Consider the following 19,835-nt stretch of genomic DNA (forward strand, 5'->3'; position numbering starts at 1 on the left):
GTGGTCAGAGTAGTTACAGGTATACGCTATAATGGTGTTTTTCAGATTACAAACTAATTAATTTTTATACCGTATAAACATCAACCTTTAATAAAATGAAGACTAAATATCTGGTTATTATCATGTTTTTTGGATTGCTCGGATGTGATTCAAAAACCAAAAAGGAGAATGAAAAACTTCGCGAGCAAACTGTACAACTGAAACAGGAAAACGAGACACTTAGTTCTAAGGCTAAAAAACAGGAAGCCACCATTGAAAACTATAAAAAGCTTTTAGCTGAGATCAACGAAAACCTAAAGGCTGTGGATGTAAATACAACCATGATGGGAAAACTGGGAAAAGACGGGAAAGGAGAACCCGATCTTCGCGATCAGATCATGGCAAGGGTAGAAGCCATAAAAGCCTTACTGGACAACTCTCGCCTCAAGATTTTAACCATGGATAAGAACCTGAAAGAACTTCGGCAAAAATACGGAGAGCAAAGTGAAGAAGTGTTAAAATTGAATAACGAGATTAAATTGCAGGCTAAGAACCTTTTGGAAAAGGAACTGGAACTGGCCGAGTTAACGGAGAATTTCGGTGATTTAGAGCTGGCTTATGATCAGCAACTTCAGTTGGCAAAGGATCTCGGAGAAATTTTAAATCGGGCCTATTACTATTCAGGCACGGCCAAAACGCTCACACAAAATGAGATCATAGATAAAGAGGGAGGATTTATAGGACTGGGAAGAGTAAAAGTACTAAATGCCAACAATGATCAAAAGCTCTTTTCTCAGATCAAAAAAGACGAAACGGATACCCTGGTCTTTGCGGGTAAGTCCATAAAACTTATCACCGACCATGATACCTCGGGATTTAAAATAACTGAGTCTGAAGGTGCCAGTCAACTTATAATTGTTGATAAAAAAGCTTTTTGGAAAAACACAAACTACCTGGTGGTGCAGGTCAAATAATATAAAAATAAAATGGTTGTTTGAATGCGATCGAGCGGAGCTCGATCGCACGATCAATCTTCTTCGAGGGGTTTTAGCTGCCCTTTTTCGGAAAGCATGATTGCTACAAATCGCAAGCTGGGGATCTCCTCAAACACTACGATCATCATAACCGTGATCGGTACGCTGAGGATCATGCCGGCTATCCCCCAGATGGCTCCCCAGATCGTTAAGGACAGGATCACTACCAGGGAGCTGATGTTGAGGGAGTTTCCCATAATTTTCGGTTCCACAATGTTACCCACCACAACCTGGATAAGCCCTACGGATACTACGATGTAAATGAATGGAGCAAAGGCTCCAAACTGTAAGATGGCAAAGGCTGCCGGAAAGAGTGTGGCAATCAGTGAGCCGATGGTAGGGATATAATTGAGGACGAAAATCAGTAATGCCCAAAAGATGGGGGCATCTATTTGAAACAGCAGAAGAACAAAATAACTCAGGAGTCCTGTCAATAAACTGACAAATGTTTTTAGTGTCAGGTACCTGCTGATGTTATGATCCATTTTGTTTAGCAGGTCATTGGTTTTCTTTTGCTTCTTTTCCGAGGGGTAAAGGGCTTTTAGTTTGTGAGGAAAAACGCTTTCTTCGATCAGCAGAAAAAGCACATAGATCAGAATAAGAAATCCGTCCCCAAGGATGACCGAGATATAGTCTACCACCATTGGCACTACCTGGGTCAGATCTACTTTTTCTATGAGGTCATAGATCTGTGAAGTCACATCCATACCAGCCAGTGTATTGATCCTGGCCAAAGTGACATCCAGGTTTTTTTCATAAACGGCTGCTGACTCAGACAGGTCTGAAACGCTGATCAAGAGCAGTTCCAGAATGATAAGCATTACGGCATTGATAATAATAAAGGCAATGGCACTTTGGAGCCAAACGGGGAATTTTCGTTTTATATAGGGGACCATTTGCAGATTTTCTCTCAGCTCGTGAATGATGAACCAGACAATAAGGGCAATGATAAAGGGAATGATGTACTCCTGGGAATAGTTGAGGATGGCTACAGCGCAGATCAACGTAACCAGCAGATAAGCTACTTTGGATAATTTGAAGGGTTCTTTCATTTGAGATCGTCTGATGGGTAGTGATGAAGTGAATATAAGAACCTTCATCGCTGCTGTCAAAAACCCTCAAGATGAACCCTGGATATAACTCGACAAAACAATTTCAGGACCTGCCTGACCTATACTCTGATTTAAGAGGCATAAAAAAGAGGCCGTCCAAAAATATTTTGAGCGGCCTCTGGTTTTTTGTATACGAAAAACGGTTCCTACAACAAGTACCCGAATTTAGAAACGCTTTTATTAAACTGCCAGTGGCAGCTTTTGCTTATAGTGCTTACGGATCTCCCAGACCTGGTTAATATCCTCGATCAATTTTTTTAATACGCTCGGTGTGATTGATTGCTTCGGATCATCACCGATTCCTTTTTTAGGGTCGCTGTGTGTTTCTATGATGACTCCATCCGCCCCGTAGGCCATAGCTGCCATAGCTGCGGATGGTACATATTTAGCACGACCTACTGAGTGAGACGGGTCTACAATTACGGGTGCCCAGGTTTTTTCCTTTAGTAGGGGAGTGATGGATTCATCGGGATAGTTTCGGTATCCATCCATCGTAGGTGCTGTACCTCTCGGACAAAGCATCACATCCGGATTACCCCCAGCTGCGATGTACTCTGAGGCTGCAATGAATTCATTGATAGGCCCCATACCCATACTTCGTTTAAGCAATACGGCAATCTTTTTATCTGCTGTTTCCTGACCTACTTTTTTCAAAAGTGAATAGTTCAGGGCATTTCGTGCACCAATCTGCAAAATGTCCACACCTGCTTCTACTGCGATGGAAAGCTGATGCTCGTCCATTACTTCAGTGTCTACAGGCAATCCGGTTTGCTCTTTTGCCTCAATGAGGATTTTCATCGAACTGTCATCTCCCTGAAATGAGTAAGGCATGGTACGTGGTTTCCAAACGCCACCTCTGATAGCGCTGGCGCCCGCTTCCTTCACTGCATGAGCAGACTCTATAAAGAGATTAGGATTTTTGGGGTCGATCGTACAATGACCGGCAATGATAAAAGGATCTTCTCCGACGATCTTGCCGCCTATGGTAATTTTATGATGTGCGAGCTCAGAATGAATGTCCATGAGCTTAAAGGGTGAATCAACAGCATCAAAACGGTCTATATAGTCCAGTCCCAATATACGGTTGACCATGATGGTCTCCCTTTCCTCACCTAAAACAGCATATATTGTCCGGTGATGTCCTTCAATTGGCTGAATTCTACATCCGTATTCCTCCACTATACCTACTACCTCTTCTAGCTGCTCTTTCGTTAACCTTGGCTCCTTCGGAATAATCATAACTCTGCGAAATTAAAAATTGAAACAACAAAAGTACGCCACTAATTATTCTAGCCAAGAATCTTTTCTAAAAAGATGTGTTTTGTAAAGGGAGATTAGGAAATTTCGAAATAAAATCCTCCTGATTTTAAAATTTTCAAATGGTAGAACATAAATTCGACGATCAAAACAGCAATAGGACTATGAAAGCAACAAAAGTAAGTCTGGGTTATAAAGCAGATGAAGAATATTTTGCAGTAAATGAGCAGGGCAACCGTGTGGAGATAGATATGCTCGCGGCTGATCAGAAGAAGGCGCAATCTCCGATGCAGCTGCTACTCTCTGCTCTTGTTGCATGTGCGGCCGTGGATATTGTGGGGATGGTGAAGAAAAGAAGACGCACGCTGGTTGATTTTTCAGGGGAGGCAGAAGGGATCAGACGGGACGAAATCCCCAAGAAATTTACTGAGATTAATATTAAGTACACATTCACTTCACCCGACCTTACTGAAGATGAAGCGAAGCGATTTGTTGATCTTGGGACCACAAAATATTGCTCAGTGGCGGGTACCATCAATGAGTCTACCAAAATGACCCACAGTTTTGAGATCATCAGGCCTAAATGAGAGATTTTTGAGTCGGGTAGAAATACCTTGAATCTCACTTCAGAAGGGGGGCTGCTATTAAGTTCAGCATTGACATAGCATTCCCTTAAAGTTATCCTGAAAGGATTCTAAGACTAAATGAACATAGATTCCTGCGGAATGACTTTAGAGAGGGATTAACCTGAAAGTATTAAAGGGGGGCTGATGTGGGTTATGGAAAATTCATCAGACCCATACTCCGCTACTGCTTAATCGCAACTAGACAAAGTAGGATCAGACAAAAAAATCCCCCAGATCAAATCGGGGGGACAACAATGATCAAATTCCTATGTACTAAAACTTATGAAAGTTTCACATTTACTGCATTTAATCCTCTTTTACCTTCTTTCAGCTCGAAGGTAACCGCATCATCCTGTCTGATTTCATCAATCAAACCGGAAACGTGTACGAAGTATTCTTTTTCTGATTCATCCTCTTTAATAAATCCATACCCTTTTGAATCATTAAAGAATTTTACTTTTCCAGTGTTCATTACTAATAAAATAATTTGTTGATAATAGGAGTAAAGGTACGTAAATAAATTTTCCAAATACAAAAATTGGAACAATGTTTGGTTAAGCATTAATGAATCAAATAAAAGGATCATGAAAAAGCTTATACCAGTATTCCAGATCATAGCCTTAATTGTACTTGCAGCATGTACAGCAGAGGGCCCTCCCGGTCCCATCGGTCAACGTGGTCCTGAAGGTGACCAGGGACCTCAGGGAGAGCAAGGTCCACAAGGTGAACAAGGAGAGAGTGGATATATTTTCGAATGGGAAAATGTGGATTTTGCTGAATTTAATGAAGCTGAAACCGAACTTCAGGTCATTCTCCCATATCCGGACAATTTTGAAGGGTTGGCTTCTGATGTGGCATTAGTGTACTTTTTATGGGGTGATTATGAAACAGATGACGGAGAGATAGTAGAGATATGGAGACAGTTGCCTCAGCTGGTAAATACCCCCTCAGGCATGATCAATTATAATTTTGATTTTTCAAAATACGATGTACGGCTCTTCCTTCAGCCAGATTATTCATTTGATCTATTGGAGCCAATCGATACAGACGGTTGGGTGGTAAGAGTGGTCATCGTTCCCGGGGATTTTTGGGATAGCGGACGTGTGGATCTTTCTGATTACCACGCCGTAAAAGAAGCTTTGGGCTTACCTGATCTTGACGCTAAAGCAGAAGTCCGAACCAGAAGAAGTATCCAATAACTACTCATATATATTTTAACAAAAAGGGTTGCTTCACTGGAGCAACCCTTTTTTGTTATCTATTGACCATTGGCCATTGACCGTTGACTTTTTCAATTCTCCATTTTCAATTCTCCATTTCATTACCAGGCTACTCATACCTTAAATTTCTCGCCGGATTAGCTTTGGTGACCTTTGCTGTCTGCCAGTAAATGGATACAAATCCAACAAGGAACAGAAATACGATACTGGCTATCACTTCAATCACCCCAAGGCCACTTCCATAGCGAATCAGAAAGTAGAGAAAGAGCTTGTCATAGAACAAATAGGAGAAGGGGATGGCGATCAATGCCGAGATCATAATGAGTTTCACAAAGTCTTTGGTCAGCAGGTAATAGAGACTTTGATCACTTGCACCGAGTATTTTTCTGATCGCGATCTCTTTGGTACGGTTTTCCGTGGTATAAGAGACCATACCCAGAAGCCCCAGACAGGATATGGTAATAGCCAGGGCGCTCAAAAAGCTGAAAAACTTGATCTGAACGGATAGAAAATAATAAGCGTTTTCTATTTCATCGTTGAGAAATGTCGCCTCGAAGTTGATGTCCTGATCAATGCCAGTCCATACTCCATCCAGTTCACTGATAGTCTTTTTGATGTCGGTCGAGTTAATGGTCAGCAATGCGTAGTTGCTTTCATCCACAGAGTACCGAAACACCAGGGGAGCGATCAGTTGGCTGAGCGGTTCAAAATTGAAATCTTCCATAATCCCCACGATGCGGCACCCGGTCCCGTCCGTAAGGGTGAAAGTCAGTGAGTCCCGTTGTTCATTGAAAACTTTGGAAGAGCGTATAAACTGTTCGTTGACCAGTACCCGCTCTTCATTCTGATTGGACTTATCCAGGCTCTTGCTTTCTCCCCATACAAGCTTCATCTGCATGTTCTCAATGTAGTTATCCCCGATAAATACCTCGTTCACATCCATCGTGTCCAGGTCATTAGGGGTCACTTTGGTTGGGGCAGGGAGCATCACTCCAGGCAAATTGGACGAAGAAGTGATGGCTTTTACATCCGGATGATTGCCCAGTTCATTGAGCGCTAATTGTTTGTTGATGCTTTGAAACGGGACCGCCAGGATATTGTCCGACTCAAACCCATGATTGTGGTTGAGCACGTAGCTATACTGTTTCGCAATCGCTCCTACACCGATGATGAATACCAGTGAAAGGAAAAACTGGAAAACAAATAATCCTTTCTTGAAACCGGATACCGTATTGCGGCCATTTTTCACTTCCCCTTTCATCGTATGAATGGGGTTGAGGCGGGCGAAGAAACGGGCCGGAAAGATACCCGCGAATAGGCCGACCAGTAATGTAAATACTACAAACACGGCAATCTGGTAGAATCCCATAGAGGTGTCGAGTACCTCTGCAGCCCGGACCATGGAGAGAAATTCTCTTTTGATCGGGATGAAGATGAGGATGGAGCCCAGCAGTGCCAACCCGGCCAGCAAAACAGTTTCCACAATGAACTGCGCCTGGATCTGGCCTTTTTCTGCTCCTACCACTTTTCGGACGCCTATTTCTTTAGCCCGCTTTAATGCACGGGCTATCGAGAGGTTGGTGTAGTTGAAAACGGCCGGAAGCAGCACCAGCAATCCAACAGAGAAAAAGAAAAGCATCGAGGGTTGATCCCATCCAATACCCAGAGCGTTGCTGATATTCCACCTTGGGACCACACCCGAAAGGTTGATGGACTCCAGTTTGACCTTGTGCCTGGGGTTGAATTCACCGGCCCTGGCTGAGACGTGTGTCAGGGCGCCTGCAAGATCTTCCCTTTTGGTGTTGGGCTTTAAAAGGAGGTACACATAATTGTCCCGAAAATTGACCCAGTCGTTTTTTAGTCCAGTCTCAGATTGCAATTTCTCATAGGTGGAGTAGGAGGTGAGCATTTGAAAATAGAAATGGGTTTGCTTCAGGTTTTCCATCACGCCGGTGACTTTGAGGGGACCATAGTCTGTCTCCAGCAGCTGTCCTATCGGGTCTTCATCTTTGAAAAGTGTTTCAGCCACTTTCTGAGTCAAAACAACCGTGTTTGGTTGTGATAAGGCACTCCCTGGATCCCCACTGATCATCCTGAAACTGAACACATCGAAGAAGGATTCATCTGCGAAATACCCGTGAAAATTCATCAGGTTGCCATGATGATCAATTTCCGGGCTAAATCCGGATTTGATCTTGACTACTTCTTCAATGAAAGGATATTTTTCCTGCATATAATCGCCTACCGCATGGAATGTGGAGCCATAGGTTTTGCTCTCATTTTCGTTTGAGAAATAGGTGTTTACCTGGTAAATACGATCCTTGTTTTTGTGCCCTTCGTCTGACCGGTAGATGGCTACTGCAATGGAAAGCGCCAACAGGCAAATGGACATCCCGAGGGCCAGTCCGAGAATGTTAAGTGAGGTAAACAGCCTGTGTTTGGAAAAATTCCGTATGGCGATCTTAAAGTAGTTTTTAATCATACCCATTGAGTTTTTTTGATAATATGAAGAGTAAGAAGCGTTTTTCTTTCGTTTTTGGAGTGCATAGGAAAGCATCAGTGAAAGCACCTGTTTCCAGTACATAATGTCTGCTTTGAGCTTTCCTGACAATTCAAGCTGTTGTAAATAGACCTCATCCAGATCGCCCTGCAGGTCTTCCATTTCGGCACGACCGGCGTACCAGCTTAAGAGGCGTTGTGCCAGCTTGGGAGGTTGGTTCTTTTTCATTTCAGTGACAGATTTACTTTGGCATTGGTCCATAGCTCATCCCGGAGGGATTTCATGTCATTAAGCGCAGCGATGGCTGAGTTGGTGAGCTCAAAGTATCTTTTCCTTCGGCCGCCACGCTCCGCAGTAGGCTCTCCAAGGTGAGAGGTAATGAACCCTTTTTCCTCCAAACGAGTAAGTGTAGAATGCAAAGCACCAAGGCTTAATTTACGGTTAGCCCGGTTTGAGATATCTTCTAAAATGGCTACTCCGTACGCACTATCGCTGAGGTTGGCAATGGTGAGGAGTACCAGCTCCTCAAATTCTCCCAAGTATCCTTTCATATGACAAAATTATATCTTTCTGTTTTTAATATAAAATAAGATACGGGAGTGGAGATCTATTTGTTTCTGTTTTTGATAAAAAATAATTTATCCGGCCTTTTCTATTCGTATTTCAGGTTTTCGGCCGGATTTTGAGTGGCAGCCCGGTAGGAGATAATACTCACCGTGAGCCATGCCAGGAGCAAAACCATCATAACAGGAAGCACGAACATCATTGTCCCGATCTCTGTACGGTAGACAAAATTTTGCAGCCACTGAGACATCAGGTAAAAACCTAATGGGAGTGATAAGGCCACTGAAATCAGCAGTAATTTCGTGTAGCCGGACATCTGACGGATCATCAGGTGTGGGAGGGAAGCGCCTAGTACTTTTCGGATACCCAGTTCTTTTTTACGCTGGTCAGTAGTGAAAGCAGCCAATCCAAACAACCCTAAACAAGCAATAAAAATGGCGAGACTTGAAAAAATATTCAGTAAAGTTCCCAACTTTTGTTCGGATCTGTACTTAGCCTCAAACTGCTGATCCATAAAAGTGTACTCGAAGGGTAGGGTAGGATTGAACTCCCGCCAAAGCTGGTCTACCTTTTCAATAACTTGGGTGGTCTTGCCGGCTTCAAATTTCAAGGCCACATTTCCTGTAGAACGCATGTTTAGCAAAACCATCGGGCTAATGCTGCTTTTAAAGCTGTCGAAATGGAAGTTTTCTACTACTCCGATCACGTGAAATTCTTTCATTCCGCCGATATCAAAAGAGTGAACTGTTTTCAGCCGCTGGTCTACAGGCTCCTGAAACCCGAATTTATCTGCGGCAGCTTTATTTAGTATGACCGCATTTGAATCGGATGCCATGTCTTTTTTGAAATTGCGCCCGTCACTAAGCTCCATACCCAGAGTTGGGATATACTTCTCATCTACCTTCCATATTTGGAGACTCACAAAATTTTCCATATTGGTGGCATCCCATGGCAAAAGAGGCGAGTCTGACCGGCTGTCTGCTGTGGGAAGGTAAGAGGTCACAGTTACGTTTTTGATAGTAGGATCATTTAACAGTTCCTCTTTGAAGCTTTCAATTTTATCCCCCATCATGTATGTGTTTTGGAGGATCAGCACCTGATCTTTTTCAAAACCGAGGGATTTGCTTTGGATATAATCGAGTTGCGAGCCGATCACGATCGCTCCAAAGATGAGGATCACGGAGGCGCTAAACTGTATGATAACCAGTACATTACGCATCCATCCGCTTTTCAGGCCCAATCTGAGCTCGCCTTTTAATACTTTGATGGGAATAAACCTGGAAAGATACAGGGCGGGGTAAGTGCCTGCGAGCAGCCCTACCGCAACTGTGCCGATCAAAACCCATGGAAAAAGGAACAAACGGCCAAAATAAGGGTTTGAAATATGCTTATCTGTGAGGTGGTTGAAAAACGGCAGCAGCGTGTAAATCAAAATGGTAGCTATGACTCCCGCAATGAATGCATTCATCAGTGATTCAAGCATAAACTGGTTGATCAGGTAGCCCCTTTTTGAGCCCATGACTTTTCGCATGCCTACTTCTTTGGCCCTGACAGAGGATCTGGCGGTGGAAATATTCATAAAGTTGATGCAGGCGATGATCAGGATGAAGAGGCCGGCTGCTCCAAAGATGACGATATATTGATAGCTGCCATTTTGCTCAATCTCATAGGATAAGTCAGAAAACAGGTGGATCTTTTCAATGGGCTGAAGGTAATAATCGACAATAGATCCGGATTGTAGAAATTGTTCCCAGGTAGCTCCGGCGTGCGCCTGAATGCTGGGGCCATAGTATTTTTCATACACTGATGTGAATTTTCCTTCCAGCTCTTTATACGATTTCCCTTCTTCCAGGAGAAAATATGTTCTAAAGTTGTTGCTCATCCACTCCTTGCTTTGAGCGTTGGACCAGTTTTCCATGGAGGCCATAGCATCATAGTGGAAGTGGGTGTTGGTTGGTATATCCTGGTATACACCTACTACCTCGTAAGTGGTGTTCCCTTGTTTGAAGGTTTTACCAGTTCCGCTTGTGGTTCCAAAAAGCATTTTACTGGTAGATGCGGAAATCAGAGAGGTGTTTGGATTGGTAAGGTCTGCCCGCCCGTCTATGATTTTGAAAGAGAAAATATCAAAGATCTCCTGGTCTACATAGGCTGTTTCGTCTACTTTGATCATTCGTTTGTCAAGTTCAAAAATGGCTGATCCCGTATTGCGCATTCGGCCTGCGTTTTTGATCTCAGGGAAATCCTCCTTGAAAGCAGCGGCCATAGGAGCAGGAGAGGTGGCCATATTCCATTCGTTATCTTCAAATTTCAGGTGTCCTGCCACCCTGTATATACGATCAGCATTTTCCCAATGAGTGTCATAGCTCATTTCATCACTTATGAAAATCCCAATGAACAGGCAGGTGGTTATTCCCAGCGCTAACCCGAGGATGTTAATAAATGAATAAAATTTGTGACGCGCCAGGTTTCTAAAGGCAATTTTCAGATTCATTTTAAGCATAGTCCCGGTAGTTGAGTTTTTAAAAGGTATTTTTAGTGCAAATGGTCTTAAAAAATGAAAGGATTGGTACCAGTAGCGCAAGGTCTTGAATGACTTCTTGCTGTCATGCAGGTGATAAAAGTATTCTTCCAGATCCCCCAGTATCTCCTCAGCATATCGTTCTTTGCATAACCAGCTGATCAGCAGGTCCGGCCACTTTGGTTTTTTGTTGCTCAGATCCATAGCGCTGAAACCCTGAGTCCTTTCCAGCTTAGCTCCGGTATTTTTTCCCAGAGATTATTTCTGAGTTCACGACTGGTTTCCAGCGCCTTTTTGCCGGCAGCAGTCACAGAAAAGATCCGCTTTCTGCGTCCTCCGCGTTCAGCTGTCCCTGCAGCGAGTTGAGATTCCAGAAACCCCTTTTCTTCCAGTCGGTTGAGGGCTGCATGCACCGCACCAATAGCGGCTGTCCGCCCGGTTTGTTCTTCAAATTGCTCTTTGATTGCCAGGCCATAAGCATCTTCAGCCATGACCGCTACCAATAGTAAAACCAGCTCTTCAAATTCGCCCAGGTAAGATCCTTTCATGTTAGTTGTTTCGCTTTTGTAGAATAGTTATACGGACAAATTAAAGAGAAGTTCTACAAATATGAAAATTGAACGGAAAAGGCTTTTTGTACAAATAAAAAAAGGTTGTATTCAAACCATAATAGTTTTTTAGGAGTCTAAGAAAATGTTTCCGGTCTAAAACCGTTATTTCACTTTACTTTTCACTTTTCTTAAACTAACCGTTTTTTTTCATGAATAACCGTCTTTTGTCACTATGCCTGACTATTTTGAGTTTGTCTTCGTATGCGCAGTATAGGATCAGCGGCTATATTGAGGATGCATCTACCCGCGAAAAGCTTTTTGGTGCAACCGTTTTATTAGAGGGTACCACCACGGGCACAACCAGTAATTTTTACGGGTTTTTTAGTTTCCCGGTGAATGAGAGGGATGTGGATATCACCTTTTCTTTTGTTGGCTATCAGTCACAAACGATCCCTTTTAAGCTCAGTGGAGATACCAGCGTGGTGATTTCGCTTAAGGCTTCGGTAGAGCTGGAAGCTGTAACCGTAGAGTCTACCCGTGAAGAGGCTATTGAACTACAGCCACAAGTGTCATCGATCAGCATACCTTCCAAGCAGTTACTACAGTTACCAGCTATAGCAGGAGAAATAGACCTGTTGCGTGCTCTGCAGCTTTTGCCCGGTGTACAAAGCGGCAAAGAAGGCCTTACGGGGATCTATGTGCGGGGTGGAGGCCCTGACCAGAACCTCATTCTTTTGGATGGAGTACCGCTTTACAGCGTTTCACATTTGGGTGGTTTGTTCTCGGTCTTTAATCCGGATGTGGTTTCGGATGTCAACCTGATCAAGGGAGGTTTCCCTGCCAGGTACGGAGGTCGCCTTTCTTCAGTGATCAATGTGCGTGTGAAGGATGGGAATCGCGAGAAGAGGAGCACTGCAGGAGCTATAGGGCTTGTTTCAGCACGTCTCATGACCGAGGGACCTATCAATAAAGGGGAAGGTTCCTATATGGTCGGTTTGAGACGAACATATATAGACCTGTTTACACGACCCATTTCTCTGGCGGCTTCCGGAGGAGATTTTTCTGTTGGATATCTTTTTTATGACCTGAATGGAAAAGTTAATTATGATTTCACAGACCGTGATAAAGTCATTCTCAGTGTGTACTCAGGAGACGATAAAGGGATCTTCAAGCTTCATGACCCGTACTTTGATGGGAAAAGTAAGTTTCAATGGGGAAACCTGCTAGGCACTGCGAAATGGAATCACCTCTTTTCAGACAAATTATTTACCAACCTGACGCTGAACTATACCCGTTATCGTTTTTTGCTGGGGTATGAGCTGGAAGACAAGCAGGACGATATCAATCAGTTTTACAGGTATACCTCGGGAATAGAGGATCTCGGACTCCGGTACGAAGCGGAATATTACCTGAATAGTCAACACGACATCTTATCTGGGCTTCAATATACCGAGCATTTTTTTAAGCCTGGAGTCAATGCCTTCAAGTCCAATGATGCAAATGAAAAGACGGATACTACGTTTGGTTCATTCAACATCAATGCCCGGGAACTTAGTTGGTACCTGGAAGACCAGTGGGAGATTAGCAATCGGGTTAAATTAAATGCCGGGATTCATATAAATACTTACAACGTAGGTAATGCCTTTTATGTAACTCCACAGCCCAGAACTACACTAAGAATACTTACAGGAAGATACTCATCGGTGAAGCTTTCGTATGCCACCATGCAGCAAAATGTTCATTTGTTGTCAACTAGCGGTGTTGGTCTCCCGACAGATCTGTGGGTCCCGGCCACAGAAAATGTAGTACCTCAAAAATCTTATCAGATGACCGGTGCTTTTTCGCAAACCCTTAAGGGTGGGTTTGAAGCAAGTGCGGAGATTTATTACAAAGAGATGAGCAACCTCATTGCCTATTCCGAGGGTGAAAACTGGCTTGACGGATCGGCTGACTGGCAGGAAAAAGTAGAAACAGGCGGTACAGGCACTTCCAAAGGACTCGAGCTTTTCCTTCATAAAAAAGAGGGAAGGTTTACCGGCTGGATAGGCTATACCCTGTCTAAAACGGATAGACAGTTTGAGGAGATAAATGATGGTAAATCATTTGCTTATCGTTTTGACAGGCGTCATGATGTAGGGGTACTCCTGACGTATAAGATCAATGACCGGATTGATATTTCTGCAACCTGGGTATATGGTACAGGTAATGCCATCACTCTGGGAGAGGGGAGATACTTAGCTACGGCCTATTCCATCCCGACTTTGATGGATGGAAACACTGTAGATCCCTGGGGTTACCATTATTATTCAGAAGTGGAGATCTATAATGGCCGCAATGGTTTTCGTATGAAACCTTATCACCGGTCTGATTTTGGCATCCGTTTTACCAAACAAAAAAAGTGGGGAGAACGTACCTGGAACCTTGGGTTTTACAATGTCTATAACCGGGCTAATCCTTTTTATTATTACTGGTCTGATAGTTATGACTGGCATGGAAATTACCAGGGACGAAGACTGAAACAAATAGCTCTTTTCCCGATCATTCCTGCGTTTAGTTACGAATTTAAATTTTAAGAAAGCATGCAAAGATTAATTATATTTTTAACGACACTTACTATTATTTCAGGTTGTGAGAGTTTTTTTGAGCAGGATGTATTTGTGGAGCTACCGGAGCATGAGCCCAAGGTGGTTATTAACTCGATGATCAATCCAAATGATACTTTGATAAGGATACTTGTTACAAAGTCCATAGCAATTGATTCTCGTGAAGAATCAGGAGTAGCTCTGAAAGATGCGGATGTAGTGTTGCAAGTAAATGGCAGCCCTTTATCCGATATAGTCTATGACACTTCTCTCAACTATTTCGTAAGCGAGTATCAGCCACAGCCGGGAGATTCTTATGAAATAGAAGTAGAAGCCCCGGGACTGCCAGCTGCCAGGAGCGCTACATACCTCCCCAAAGAAGTGTTACTTACCAATGCGACTTTTGCAGGAACCCGATACGATATGGACGGATGGGAGTATCAGGCCATCAAATTCACGCTCCGGGATATACCAAATGAAGCTAACTATTATGAAGTGTTTTTGTATATCGAAGAAGTCTGGGAAGATGACTCTGGAGAAATACATTTTTACAGGTATGAAGTCAGCTACCTGGAATCGCCCATATCTTTTCTTACCTATACAGATCGTGGATTGGCGTTTACCGATGCTTCTTTTGAAAACAGTAGTATCGAACTTGAGGTGTGGACAGATTATTATTTTGGGCCTGATTTTAGTGATGATTCTGGCAGAAAGTTGTTGATTGGTGTTCGCTCAGCTACAGAATCATATTATGAATACATGACCACTTATTATATTCATGAGTGGAATCAGTATCCAGATCTCTTTTCAGGAGAGCCCGTACCGATGTATTCAAATATTGAAGGCGGCTATGGGATATTTTCAGCCTACACTACTTCAGACATGGAGATTGCAGAGGAATAGAGGTGTCTGATAGAGAGCCCGGAGCCATTGATCAAATGCTCCGGGTATATGGGATAAGGGCTATAACCCAATTTCCTTATTTCCTGGCGGCGCTGGATCTGGCATCCCCTGTTTCTCCTCTATTTTGTTTCCATGTGGTTCAGGGTATAAACCTCTCCTTTTGTTCCTTTTTCCAAAGGGTGAAATTCGTATTCGTTTCCTGAGATACTGTAATTAATGTAATTATCGTGGGTAAGTAATGTCTTAATTGAAAATATTTCATTTTAAATACCAAATTAATGCATTAGAATGCGATATTCTAAAAATCAACCTTATCAAAAAGATGAAGAACACTAGTCGAATTTTCGCTATGGTAGCAGTCATGTTTGCACTGGCTGCCTGCGAACAAAATGAAGTAGAACCGCAAATTGAAACCGAGGAAGTCGCCGGTGAAGTGGAGGCAGCCTGGTCAAGCTGTAACAGGTGGGCCACCTGGTGGAACAATGGCTACAGACTGTACAACAACGTATGGGGCTCCAATGCCGGATGGCAATGCATATGGGCCAACAACGGCAACAACTGGGGAGTGAGCTGCAACCATAGTGGCGGCGGTATCAAATCCTATCCCAACAGTGAGAAATGGCTCAATAAATCGGTGAACAATACGCCATGGTGTGGTACATGGTTTTCGGTGAGTCGTCCTTACACCGGGGCTTATACAAGTGCCTTTGATGTGTGGGCCAATAACAACCGGTACGAAATCATGCTTTGGATGAACAAACAGGGTGCCATAGGACCAATTGGTTCACGGAGGTATTCCAGCCAGTGGATCGGCGGACATAGTTGGGATGTCTACAGAGGATGGAATGGCTCCATCGAAGTATTTTCGTTTGTAAGGACCAGCAATACCAACTCAGGGAGTGTAAACCACAAGGCGATCTGGAGCTGGCTTCAGAGCAGAGGTTGGTGGGGTAACCCAACAATTAACAATATCCAGTTTGGCTTTGAGATCACCAATACCAATGGTACTTCTCAGAGTTTTGTATGTAATGGCCGGTCTGACTGGAACGGATAAGACTTTTTGCCTGAAAATTCAAGGGGATCGGGCAACTAGCCTTTTCCCCTTATTTTATTAAACCGAATAAATTCTTTCTGAATAAATAATTTTATGCCTAGCAAAAGAAACGTTTACCTGTGGGTACTCACGATGGCTTTAGTGATCATGGCAGCGCTGGCTTTCTTTATTCTGAGGTTTTCACCGCTTACATTCGATGATGAAGAGTGGGAGTCCCACACCAGGTCGTCGGTGATCCTGATGAAGCGTGGTGAGTTACCTGAGGCCATGCAAAGCTGTATGGACGCCATGCGATTGATTAATAGTCACAGGGTCAAGGATATACGTCTGGTGAAGACATATATGCTTCTGGCTGAAATATACAGATGGCAAAAGGAGTATGATCAGGCGGAAGAGGTTTTTGTCTCTGCTGTCAGTAGCTGTGAGCAATTTTACGGACTGACGGATCCGGCCATGGTGATTCCACTTGAAAGCCTTGCGAATTTTTATTATTACAGCAAGGTGAATTATGAGCAAGTGGCCAGCTTGTATAATCGGATTTTGGAAATTGTAAAGCTTAGCAACCCTGAAAATCATGATGACATTTCCATACGGGCCAATAATGTAGCGCAGGTGTATTTTGTGATGAAGGAATGGGAGAAGGCAGAACCATATTACAAGCTCATGCTGAAACATGCCCGTGAAAACGCCAGTGTAAACACAGAAACAGGACGAGCGGACCTGGCCCAGTACTTGCTCACTACGGCTGATTTTTACAGATCGTGGGGCAAATGCGAGGAGGCCGTCTCTTTGTCTGAGGAGGCACTGGATCTCCGATACCAGCTGGCGGCGGGTGATTCTTCAGTCAACGTCAGGCAAGATATCCGGCTGGATGTCGCCTTGACACTGGATATACTGGGAGGTGTGTATGCATCATGTGGTGAGTTTACCCGCGCTGAGGAGGCTTACAAAAAGTCTTTATCAATCTTTGAGGACATCAGCGGCGTAGGTCATCCGGACCTGCTGACCCGGCTTGGTGGCCTGGCAGGTGCGTTGAAAGCGCAGCAGAAAAACGATGAGGCTGCAAACTGTTACAGGACTATCTTGCAGATCATTGAGAAAAATAATTTGCAAGAGGATCCTATGGTCAGACCTTTACTGGATGCTTATGAAGAATTTCAGCATATCTGACCACCTCAAGATGAAAAGTGGAATACAAGGCCTGGTCACTGGAAGGTAATCGACCAGCCTAATCCGGATTTCCAAGCACCAGTACCCAATAACTTTCTTGCCTGGCGGCCCCTATTTCTGAGTAAAGACCGCTCATCATCGCTTTGCAGTGGGCTTCACTGTCTTGCCAGGCTTTGATTACGTCTGTGGTTGTCTGATACCCCCTTGCGATATTTTCACCCACATCGAGCCCTTCATATCCAGCCTCCATTGCTCGTTGTGCAGGAGAGCCACCTTCAGGCGATATGTGATCGAGATAATCCCGGTCATACATGTCGTTTACATGACTTATGGCTGCTGCTTCCAGATAGGTGTTCCATGTTACGGTCGGAACAGGGGACATGTCCTCTGAACCACACCTACAGCCATCTGTCCTTAACCGGTTGATATGATCCAATATTTCGGCTTTGATCCCCGGGTTTATGTCCTCGTCATCACTACATGAAATGAGCACAATACTCAATATCAAAGGAGTGATAATCAGCTTTATGCCAGAAAATATATGTTTGAAAGCCGGACAGGTCATGTTGCAATTTACCAAACTGTGAAAAAATGTGATTTCTTTCGAAAAAGAAATCACATTTTTCGTTTCAGGGATATTCTGTTTCGGTTCAAATTCACCAGCACAGCACTGATCAGGATTATCAGCATACCGATCAATTGTGTGGTGGTGATGACCTCTTCCGCCAGGAGCCAGCCGAGAAAAACGGCTACTACCGGATTCACATAGGCATAGGTCCCCACAATGGCAGAGGGCATTTCCTTAAGCAGCCAGGTGTATGTTGCAAATGCCAGGATGGAGCCGGCTACTGATAAATAGACTACTGCTGACCACGCATTCAGTGAAATTTCCCGAATGGGGGAAGTATCCCACTCGCCCAGGAATAAGCTGATCAATAAGCAAACGCCTGAGCTTGTCAGCAACTGCCAGCCCAGGTTATGAAACAAACTGCCTGGAGCGGGACGGGAACGGTGGTAAAGAGTACCTACGACCCAGCACATAGCACCGATCAGCACAAGAACAGACGCCAGTAATTGCAGCCGAATGTTTTCATCAAGTAGAGGTGCATTTAACTGATCGCTGAAAAGGATCATTATCCCAATGAACCCCAAAACCACACCCACTATGATATACGGATTTGTGAAATAAGTCTTCCAGTGCTTACGGTCCATCACCACAAACCAGATAGGTAAAGTGGCCACCAGTACGGAGGCATAGCCTGAAGCGATGTATTGCTCTGACCAAATAAGCAGTCCCTGGCCACCGCACAACACCACAATGCCAATAAATGTATTTTTTAGTAGCGAAGATCCGGATGGAAACTTCTCTCCTTTTAATAAAGAAAAGCCCACCAGCATCACTCCGGCAATTACAAATCGCAGTGAGGCCATAAAGAATGGCTGGAACCCTTCCAAACCAATAACAATGGCCAGGTAGGTAGTACCCCAGATAAAGTAGATGGCGATAAAGGAAAAGATGACTAAAAGTTTATTCATTGGCATGAGCTTTTTTAAAAATAAAAATCAGGTGATAAGCATGGATCAGTAAAAAAAGTGAACCTCCGATAATGATGGGTACAGCGTCTATGAGACTGCCATATATAATGTAAGTCAAAGCTGAAAAGGCATGTATGATCCGGAGGATCACGAGCTTTTTCATGCCCATAGCGATAATCCCAAACCCAAGTGCCAGATATCCGATTGCTTCTGTGATCATAATCTGAGCTCCATACGGATGTTACATCGGGCATAAGGCGAACACTCCTGGGGTACCGGCCTGAAACCGCTGCTGATGTACAGATTGATAGCAGGGGTTAGCTTGGTGTTGGATTCCAGGAATAGCCTCTTTTTCCCATCTTCCCTGGCTGTGTCGATAGCATGTTCCATGAGTTTTTTGCCAATCTTCAACCCTTTATACCTGGGTGTAACTCCCATTTTGGCCAGCTCATAGGTATCTCCATCAGCTACTATCAAGGCCGCAGTCCCCACAATTTCCTGGCCTGCCCTGGCAAAAAATATTTTGCCCCCGGGCCTGATGATATAGTTGATAGGGTCATCGAGCATCTTCCGGTCATGATCTTCTATTTCAAAATACATCTCCAGCCACTCGTAGTTGAGTCTGGCAAAATCTGCGGCATATCGCTCCTCAAAGTCTACGATAGCTACAGAAAGGTCAGTTTTAGGTGTTGCATTCATAGCTATTTATTTAGTTCTTCGATCGTTCGGTCTTTAAATCCTTTTTCTCCAAATCGGGCTTCCAGTGTTTCCAGTATTTCCATGGCATTGGTCCCTTCCAGCGCCTGGATCACACCACGCTCTCCGGCATTCCAGATGCGCTCAAACTCAGGTAGCTTTTCGTTTGCTTTTTGGGTTAAGTTGAGGACGCGTCTGCGATTGTCCACCTCGCAAGGGGAGGTGGTGAGGTAGCCGGCTTTGATCATTTTATTGGTTAAGGCAATTACCGAGGGGTGTGCCAGCTTTATTCGCTCAGCGATTTCAGTAACCGATAGCTCACCTTCCTGCTTTAGGAGCCGGAAGATCACATACCAGTTAGGCTCTATGTCAAGTCCCAGTGACTTATACATCTTTCGGCCATCATGTATGAGGACATCACTCAAGCGCTTTAATCGCATGGTGAAGCCCAAACACCCCAATTCTTTAGCGAAATCTTTCATAATACGTAGTTGACTACATAAAAGTAAAAATAATTTACGTAGTTAGCT

The 19,835-nt window shown here is 43.9% G+C and carries 19 protein-coding genes; 7 read left to right on the forward strand and 12 right to left on the reverse strand.

What is annotated here, in order from left to right:
* Nucleotides 1–95 precede the first annotated feature (95 nt).
* A complete protein-coding gene (locus AC3E9V_RS06880; protein ID WP_488752457.1) occupies nucleotides 96–953 on the forward strand; it encodes a Cbp1 family collagen-binding glycoprotein adhesin in 858 nt (285 codons plus the stop codon).
* A gap of 53 nt (nucleotides 954–1,006) precedes the next feature.
* Here the strand turns inward: AC3E9V_RS06880 and AC3E9V_RS06885 are convergent, their stop codons facing one another.
* Nucleotides 1,007–2,065, reverse strand: coding sequence for an AI-2E family transporter (locus AC3E9V_RS06885; RefSeq protein WP_488752458.1), 1,059 nt, complete (start codon nucleotides 2,063–2,065; stop codon nucleotides 1,007–1,009).
* A gap of 240 nt (nucleotides 2,066–2,305) precedes the next feature.
* On the reverse strand, nucleotides 2,306–3,364 hold the full coding sequence (locus AC3E9V_RS06890; RefSeq protein WP_488752459.1) for a hypothetical protein: 1,059 nt from the start codon (nucleotides 3,362–3,364) through the stop codon (nucleotides 2,306–2,308).
* 182 nt (nucleotides 3,365–3,546) lie between these two features.
* Between AC3E9V_RS06890 and AC3E9V_RS06895 the strand changes: the two genes are divergently transcribed.
* Nucleotides 3,547–3,969: an OsmC family protein gene (locus tag AC3E9V_RS06895; protein ID WP_488752460.1), complete on the forward strand. Its 423-nt coding sequence runs from the start codon at nucleotides 3,547–3,549 to the stop codon at nucleotides 3,967–3,969.
* Between the two features lie 319 nt (nucleotides 3,970–4,288).
* Here the strand turns inward: AC3E9V_RS06895 and AC3E9V_RS06900 are convergent, their stop codons facing one another.
* A complete protein-coding gene (locus tag AC3E9V_RS06900) occupies nucleotides 4,289–4,480 on the reverse strand; it encodes a cold-shock protein (RefSeq protein ID WP_488752461.1) in 192 nt (63 codons plus the stop codon).
* A gap of 112 nt (nucleotides 4,481–4,592) precedes the next feature.
* Here AC3E9V_RS06900 and AC3E9V_RS06905 point away from each other — a divergent pair, with 112 nt between their 5' ends.
* On the forward strand, nucleotides 4,593–5,207 hold the full coding sequence (locus AC3E9V_RS06905) for a collagen-like triple helix repeat-containing protein (RefSeq protein ID WP_488752462.1): 615 nt from the start codon (nucleotides 4,593–4,595) through the stop codon (nucleotides 5,205–5,207).
* A 130-nt stretch (nucleotides 5,208–5,337) separates the two neighbouring features.
* Here the strand turns inward: AC3E9V_RS06905 and AC3E9V_RS06910 are convergent, their stop codons facing one another.
* The 4 genes from AC3E9V_RS06910 to AC3E9V_RS06925 form a co-directional block, all read right to left on the reverse strand.
* On the reverse strand, nucleotides 5,338–7,956 hold the full coding sequence (locus AC3E9V_RS06910) for an ABC transporter permease (protein WP_488752463.1): 2,619 nt from the start codon (nucleotides 7,954–7,956) through the stop codon (nucleotides 5,338–5,340).
* Complete coding sequence (locus AC3E9V_RS06915) at nucleotides 7,953–8,279, reverse strand: PadR family transcriptional regulator (RefSeq protein ID WP_488752464.1); 327 nt, start codon at nucleotides 8,277–8,279, stop codon at nucleotides 7,953–7,955. The genes AC3E9V_RS06910 and AC3E9V_RS06915 overlap by 4 nt, the downstream gene beginning before the upstream one ends.
* Nucleotides 8,280–8,380: 101 nt before the next feature.
* Nucleotides 8,381–11,017, reverse strand: a complete 2,637-nt coding sequence (locus tag AC3E9V_RS06920) for an ABC transporter permease (RefSeq protein WP_488752465.1) — start codon at nucleotides 11,015–11,017, stop codon at nucleotides 8,381–8,383.
* Nucleotides 11,008–11,361, reverse strand: a complete 354-nt coding sequence (locus AC3E9V_RS06925) for a PadR family transcriptional regulator (protein WP_488752466.1) — start codon at nucleotides 11,359–11,361, stop codon at nucleotides 11,008–11,010. Before AC3E9V_RS06925 ends, AC3E9V_RS06920 begins: the two co-directional genes overlap by 10 nt.
* A 212-nt stretch (nucleotides 11,362–11,573) precedes the next feature.
* Here AC3E9V_RS06925 and AC3E9V_RS06930 point away from each other — a divergent pair, with 212 nt between their 5' ends.
* The 4 genes from AC3E9V_RS06930 (at nucleotide 11,574) to AC3E9V_RS06945 (ending at nucleotide 17,073) form a co-directional block, all read left to right on the forward strand.
* Entirely contained in the window at nucleotides 11,574–13,937 is a 2,364-nt protein-coding gene (locus tag AC3E9V_RS06930; protein ID WP_488752467.1) for a TonB-dependent receptor, read from the forward strand.
* Nucleotides 13,938–13,943: 6 nt separating this feature from the next.
* On the forward strand, nucleotides 13,944–14,849 hold the full coding sequence (locus tag AC3E9V_RS06935) for a DUF4249 domain-containing protein (protein ID WP_488752468.1): 906 nt from the start codon (nucleotides 13,944–13,946) through the stop codon (nucleotides 14,847–14,849).
* Between the two features lie 322 nt (nucleotides 14,850–15,171).
* Nucleotides 15,172–15,903, forward strand: a complete 732-nt coding sequence (locus AC3E9V_RS06940; protein WP_488752469.1) for a GH12 family glycosyl hydrolase domain-containing protein — start codon at nucleotides 15,172–15,174, stop codon at nucleotides 15,901–15,903.
* 93 nt (nucleotides 15,904–15,996) lie between these two features.
* On the forward strand, nucleotides 15,997–17,073 hold the full coding sequence (locus tag AC3E9V_RS06945) for a tetratricopeptide repeat protein (RefSeq protein WP_488752470.1): 1,077 nt from the start codon (nucleotides 15,997–15,999) through the stop codon (nucleotides 17,071–17,073).
* 58 nt (nucleotides 17,074–17,131) lie between these two features.
* Here AC3E9V_RS06945 and AC3E9V_RS06950 read toward each other — a convergent pair whose 3' ends face one another.
* The 5 genes from AC3E9V_RS06950 to AC3E9V_RS06970 form a co-directional block, all read right to left on the reverse strand.
* Entirely contained in the window at nucleotides 17,132–17,566 is a 435-nt protein-coding gene (locus AC3E9V_RS06950) for a CAP domain-containing protein (protein WP_488752471.1), read from the reverse strand.
* A 122-nt stretch (nucleotides 17,567–17,688) separates the two neighbouring features.
* Nucleotides 17,689–18,609: an EamA family transporter gene (locus AC3E9V_RS06955; RefSeq protein ID WP_488752472.1), complete on the reverse strand. Its 921-nt coding sequence runs from the start codon at nucleotides 18,607–18,609 to the stop codon at nucleotides 17,689–17,691.
* Nucleotides 18,602–18,829 (reverse strand): hypothetical protein, encoded by a 228-nt coding sequence (locus AC3E9V_RS06960; protein WP_488752473.1) that lies wholly within the window; start codon nucleotides 18,827–18,829, stop codon nucleotides 18,602–18,604. Before AC3E9V_RS06960 ends, AC3E9V_RS06955 begins: the two co-directional genes overlap by 8 nt.
* Nucleotides 18,826–19,308 (reverse strand): GNAT family N-acetyltransferase, encoded by a 483-nt coding sequence (locus AC3E9V_RS06965; RefSeq protein ID WP_488752474.1) that lies wholly within the window; start codon nucleotides 19,306–19,308, stop codon nucleotides 18,826–18,828. Before AC3E9V_RS06965 ends, AC3E9V_RS06960 begins: the two co-directional genes overlap by 4 nt.
* Nucleotides 19,309–19,310: 2 nt before the next feature.
* The gene (locus AC3E9V_RS06970; protein ID WP_488752475.1) at nucleotides 19,311–19,787 is read right to left on the reverse strand and encodes a MarR family winged helix-turn-helix transcriptional regulator; all 477 of its coding nucleotides are present in this window, start codon (nucleotides 19,785–19,787) and stop codon (nucleotides 19,311–19,313) included.
* Nucleotides 19,788–19,835 lie beyond the last annotated feature (48 nt).

It is taken from the genome of Marinoscillum sp. HNIBRBA16962 (assembly GCF_057801515.1).

Coding starts and splice junctions, on each gene's coding strand:
- AC3E9V_RS06880 (WP_488752457.1), top strand. CDS start 96: ATGAAGACTAAATATCTGGTTATTATCATGTTTTTTGGATTGCTCGGA.
- AC3E9V_RS06885 (WP_488752458.1), bottom strand. CDS start 2,065: ATGAAAGAACCCTTCAAATTATCCAAAGTAGCTTATCTGCTGGTTACG.
- AC3E9V_RS06890 (WP_488752459.1), bottom strand. CDS start 3,364: ATGATTATTCCGAAGGAGCCAAGGTTAACGAAAGAGCAGCTAGAAGAG.
- AC3E9V_RS06895 (WP_488752460.1), top strand. CDS start 3,547: ATGAAAGCAACAAAAGTAAGTCTGGGTTATAAAGCAGATGAAGAATAT.
- AC3E9V_RS06900 (WP_488752461.1), bottom strand. CDS start 4,480: ATGAACACTGGAAAAGTAAAATTCTTTAATGATTCAAAAGGGTATGGA.
- AC3E9V_RS06905 (WP_488752462.1), top strand. CDS start 4,593: ATGAAAAAGCTTATACCAGTATTCCAGATCATAGCCTTAATTGTACTT.
- AC3E9V_RS06910 (WP_488752463.1), bottom strand. CDS start 7,956: ATGAAAAAGAACCAACCTCCCAAGCTGGCACAACGCCTCTTAAGCTGG.
- AC3E9V_RS06915 (WP_488752464.1), bottom strand. CDS start 8,279: ATGAAAGGATACTTGGGAGAATTTGAGGAGCTGGTACTCCTCACCATT.
- AC3E9V_RS06920 (WP_488752465.1), bottom strand. CDS start 11,017: ATGGATCTGAGCAACAAAAAACCAAAGTGGCCGGACCTGCTGATCAGC.
- AC3E9V_RS06925 (WP_488752466.1), bottom strand. CDS start 11,361: ATGAAAGGATCTTACCTGGGCGAATTTGAAGAGCTGGTTTTACTATTG.
- AC3E9V_RS06930 (WP_488752467.1), top strand. CDS start 11,574: ATGAATAACCGTCTTTTGTCACTATGCCTGACTATTTTGAGTTTGTCT.
- AC3E9V_RS06935 (WP_488752468.1), top strand. CDS start 13,944: ATGCAAAGATTAATTATATTTTTAACGACACTTACTATTATTTCAGGT.
- AC3E9V_RS06940 (WP_488752469.1), top strand. CDS start 15,172: ATGAAGAACACTAGTCGAATTTTCGCTATGGTAGCAGTCATGTTTGCA.
- AC3E9V_RS06945 (WP_488752470.1), top strand. CDS start 15,997: ATGCCTAGCAAAAGAAACGTTTACCTGTGGGTACTCACGATGGCTTTA.
- AC3E9V_RS06955 (WP_488752472.1), bottom strand. CDS start 18,609: ATGAATAAACTTTTAGTCATCTTTTCCTTTATCGCCATCTACTTTATC.
- AC3E9V_RS06960 (WP_488752473.1), bottom strand. CDS start 18,829: ATGATCACAGAAGCAATCGGATATCTGGCACTTGGGTTTGGGATTATC.
- AC3E9V_RS06965 (WP_488752474.1), bottom strand. CDS start 19,308: ATGAATGCAACACCTAAAACTGACCTTTCTGTAGCTATCGTAGACTTT.
- AC3E9V_RS06970 (WP_488752475.1), bottom strand. CDS start 19,787: ATGAAAGATTTCGCTAAAGAATTGGGGTGTTTGGGCTTCACCATGCGA.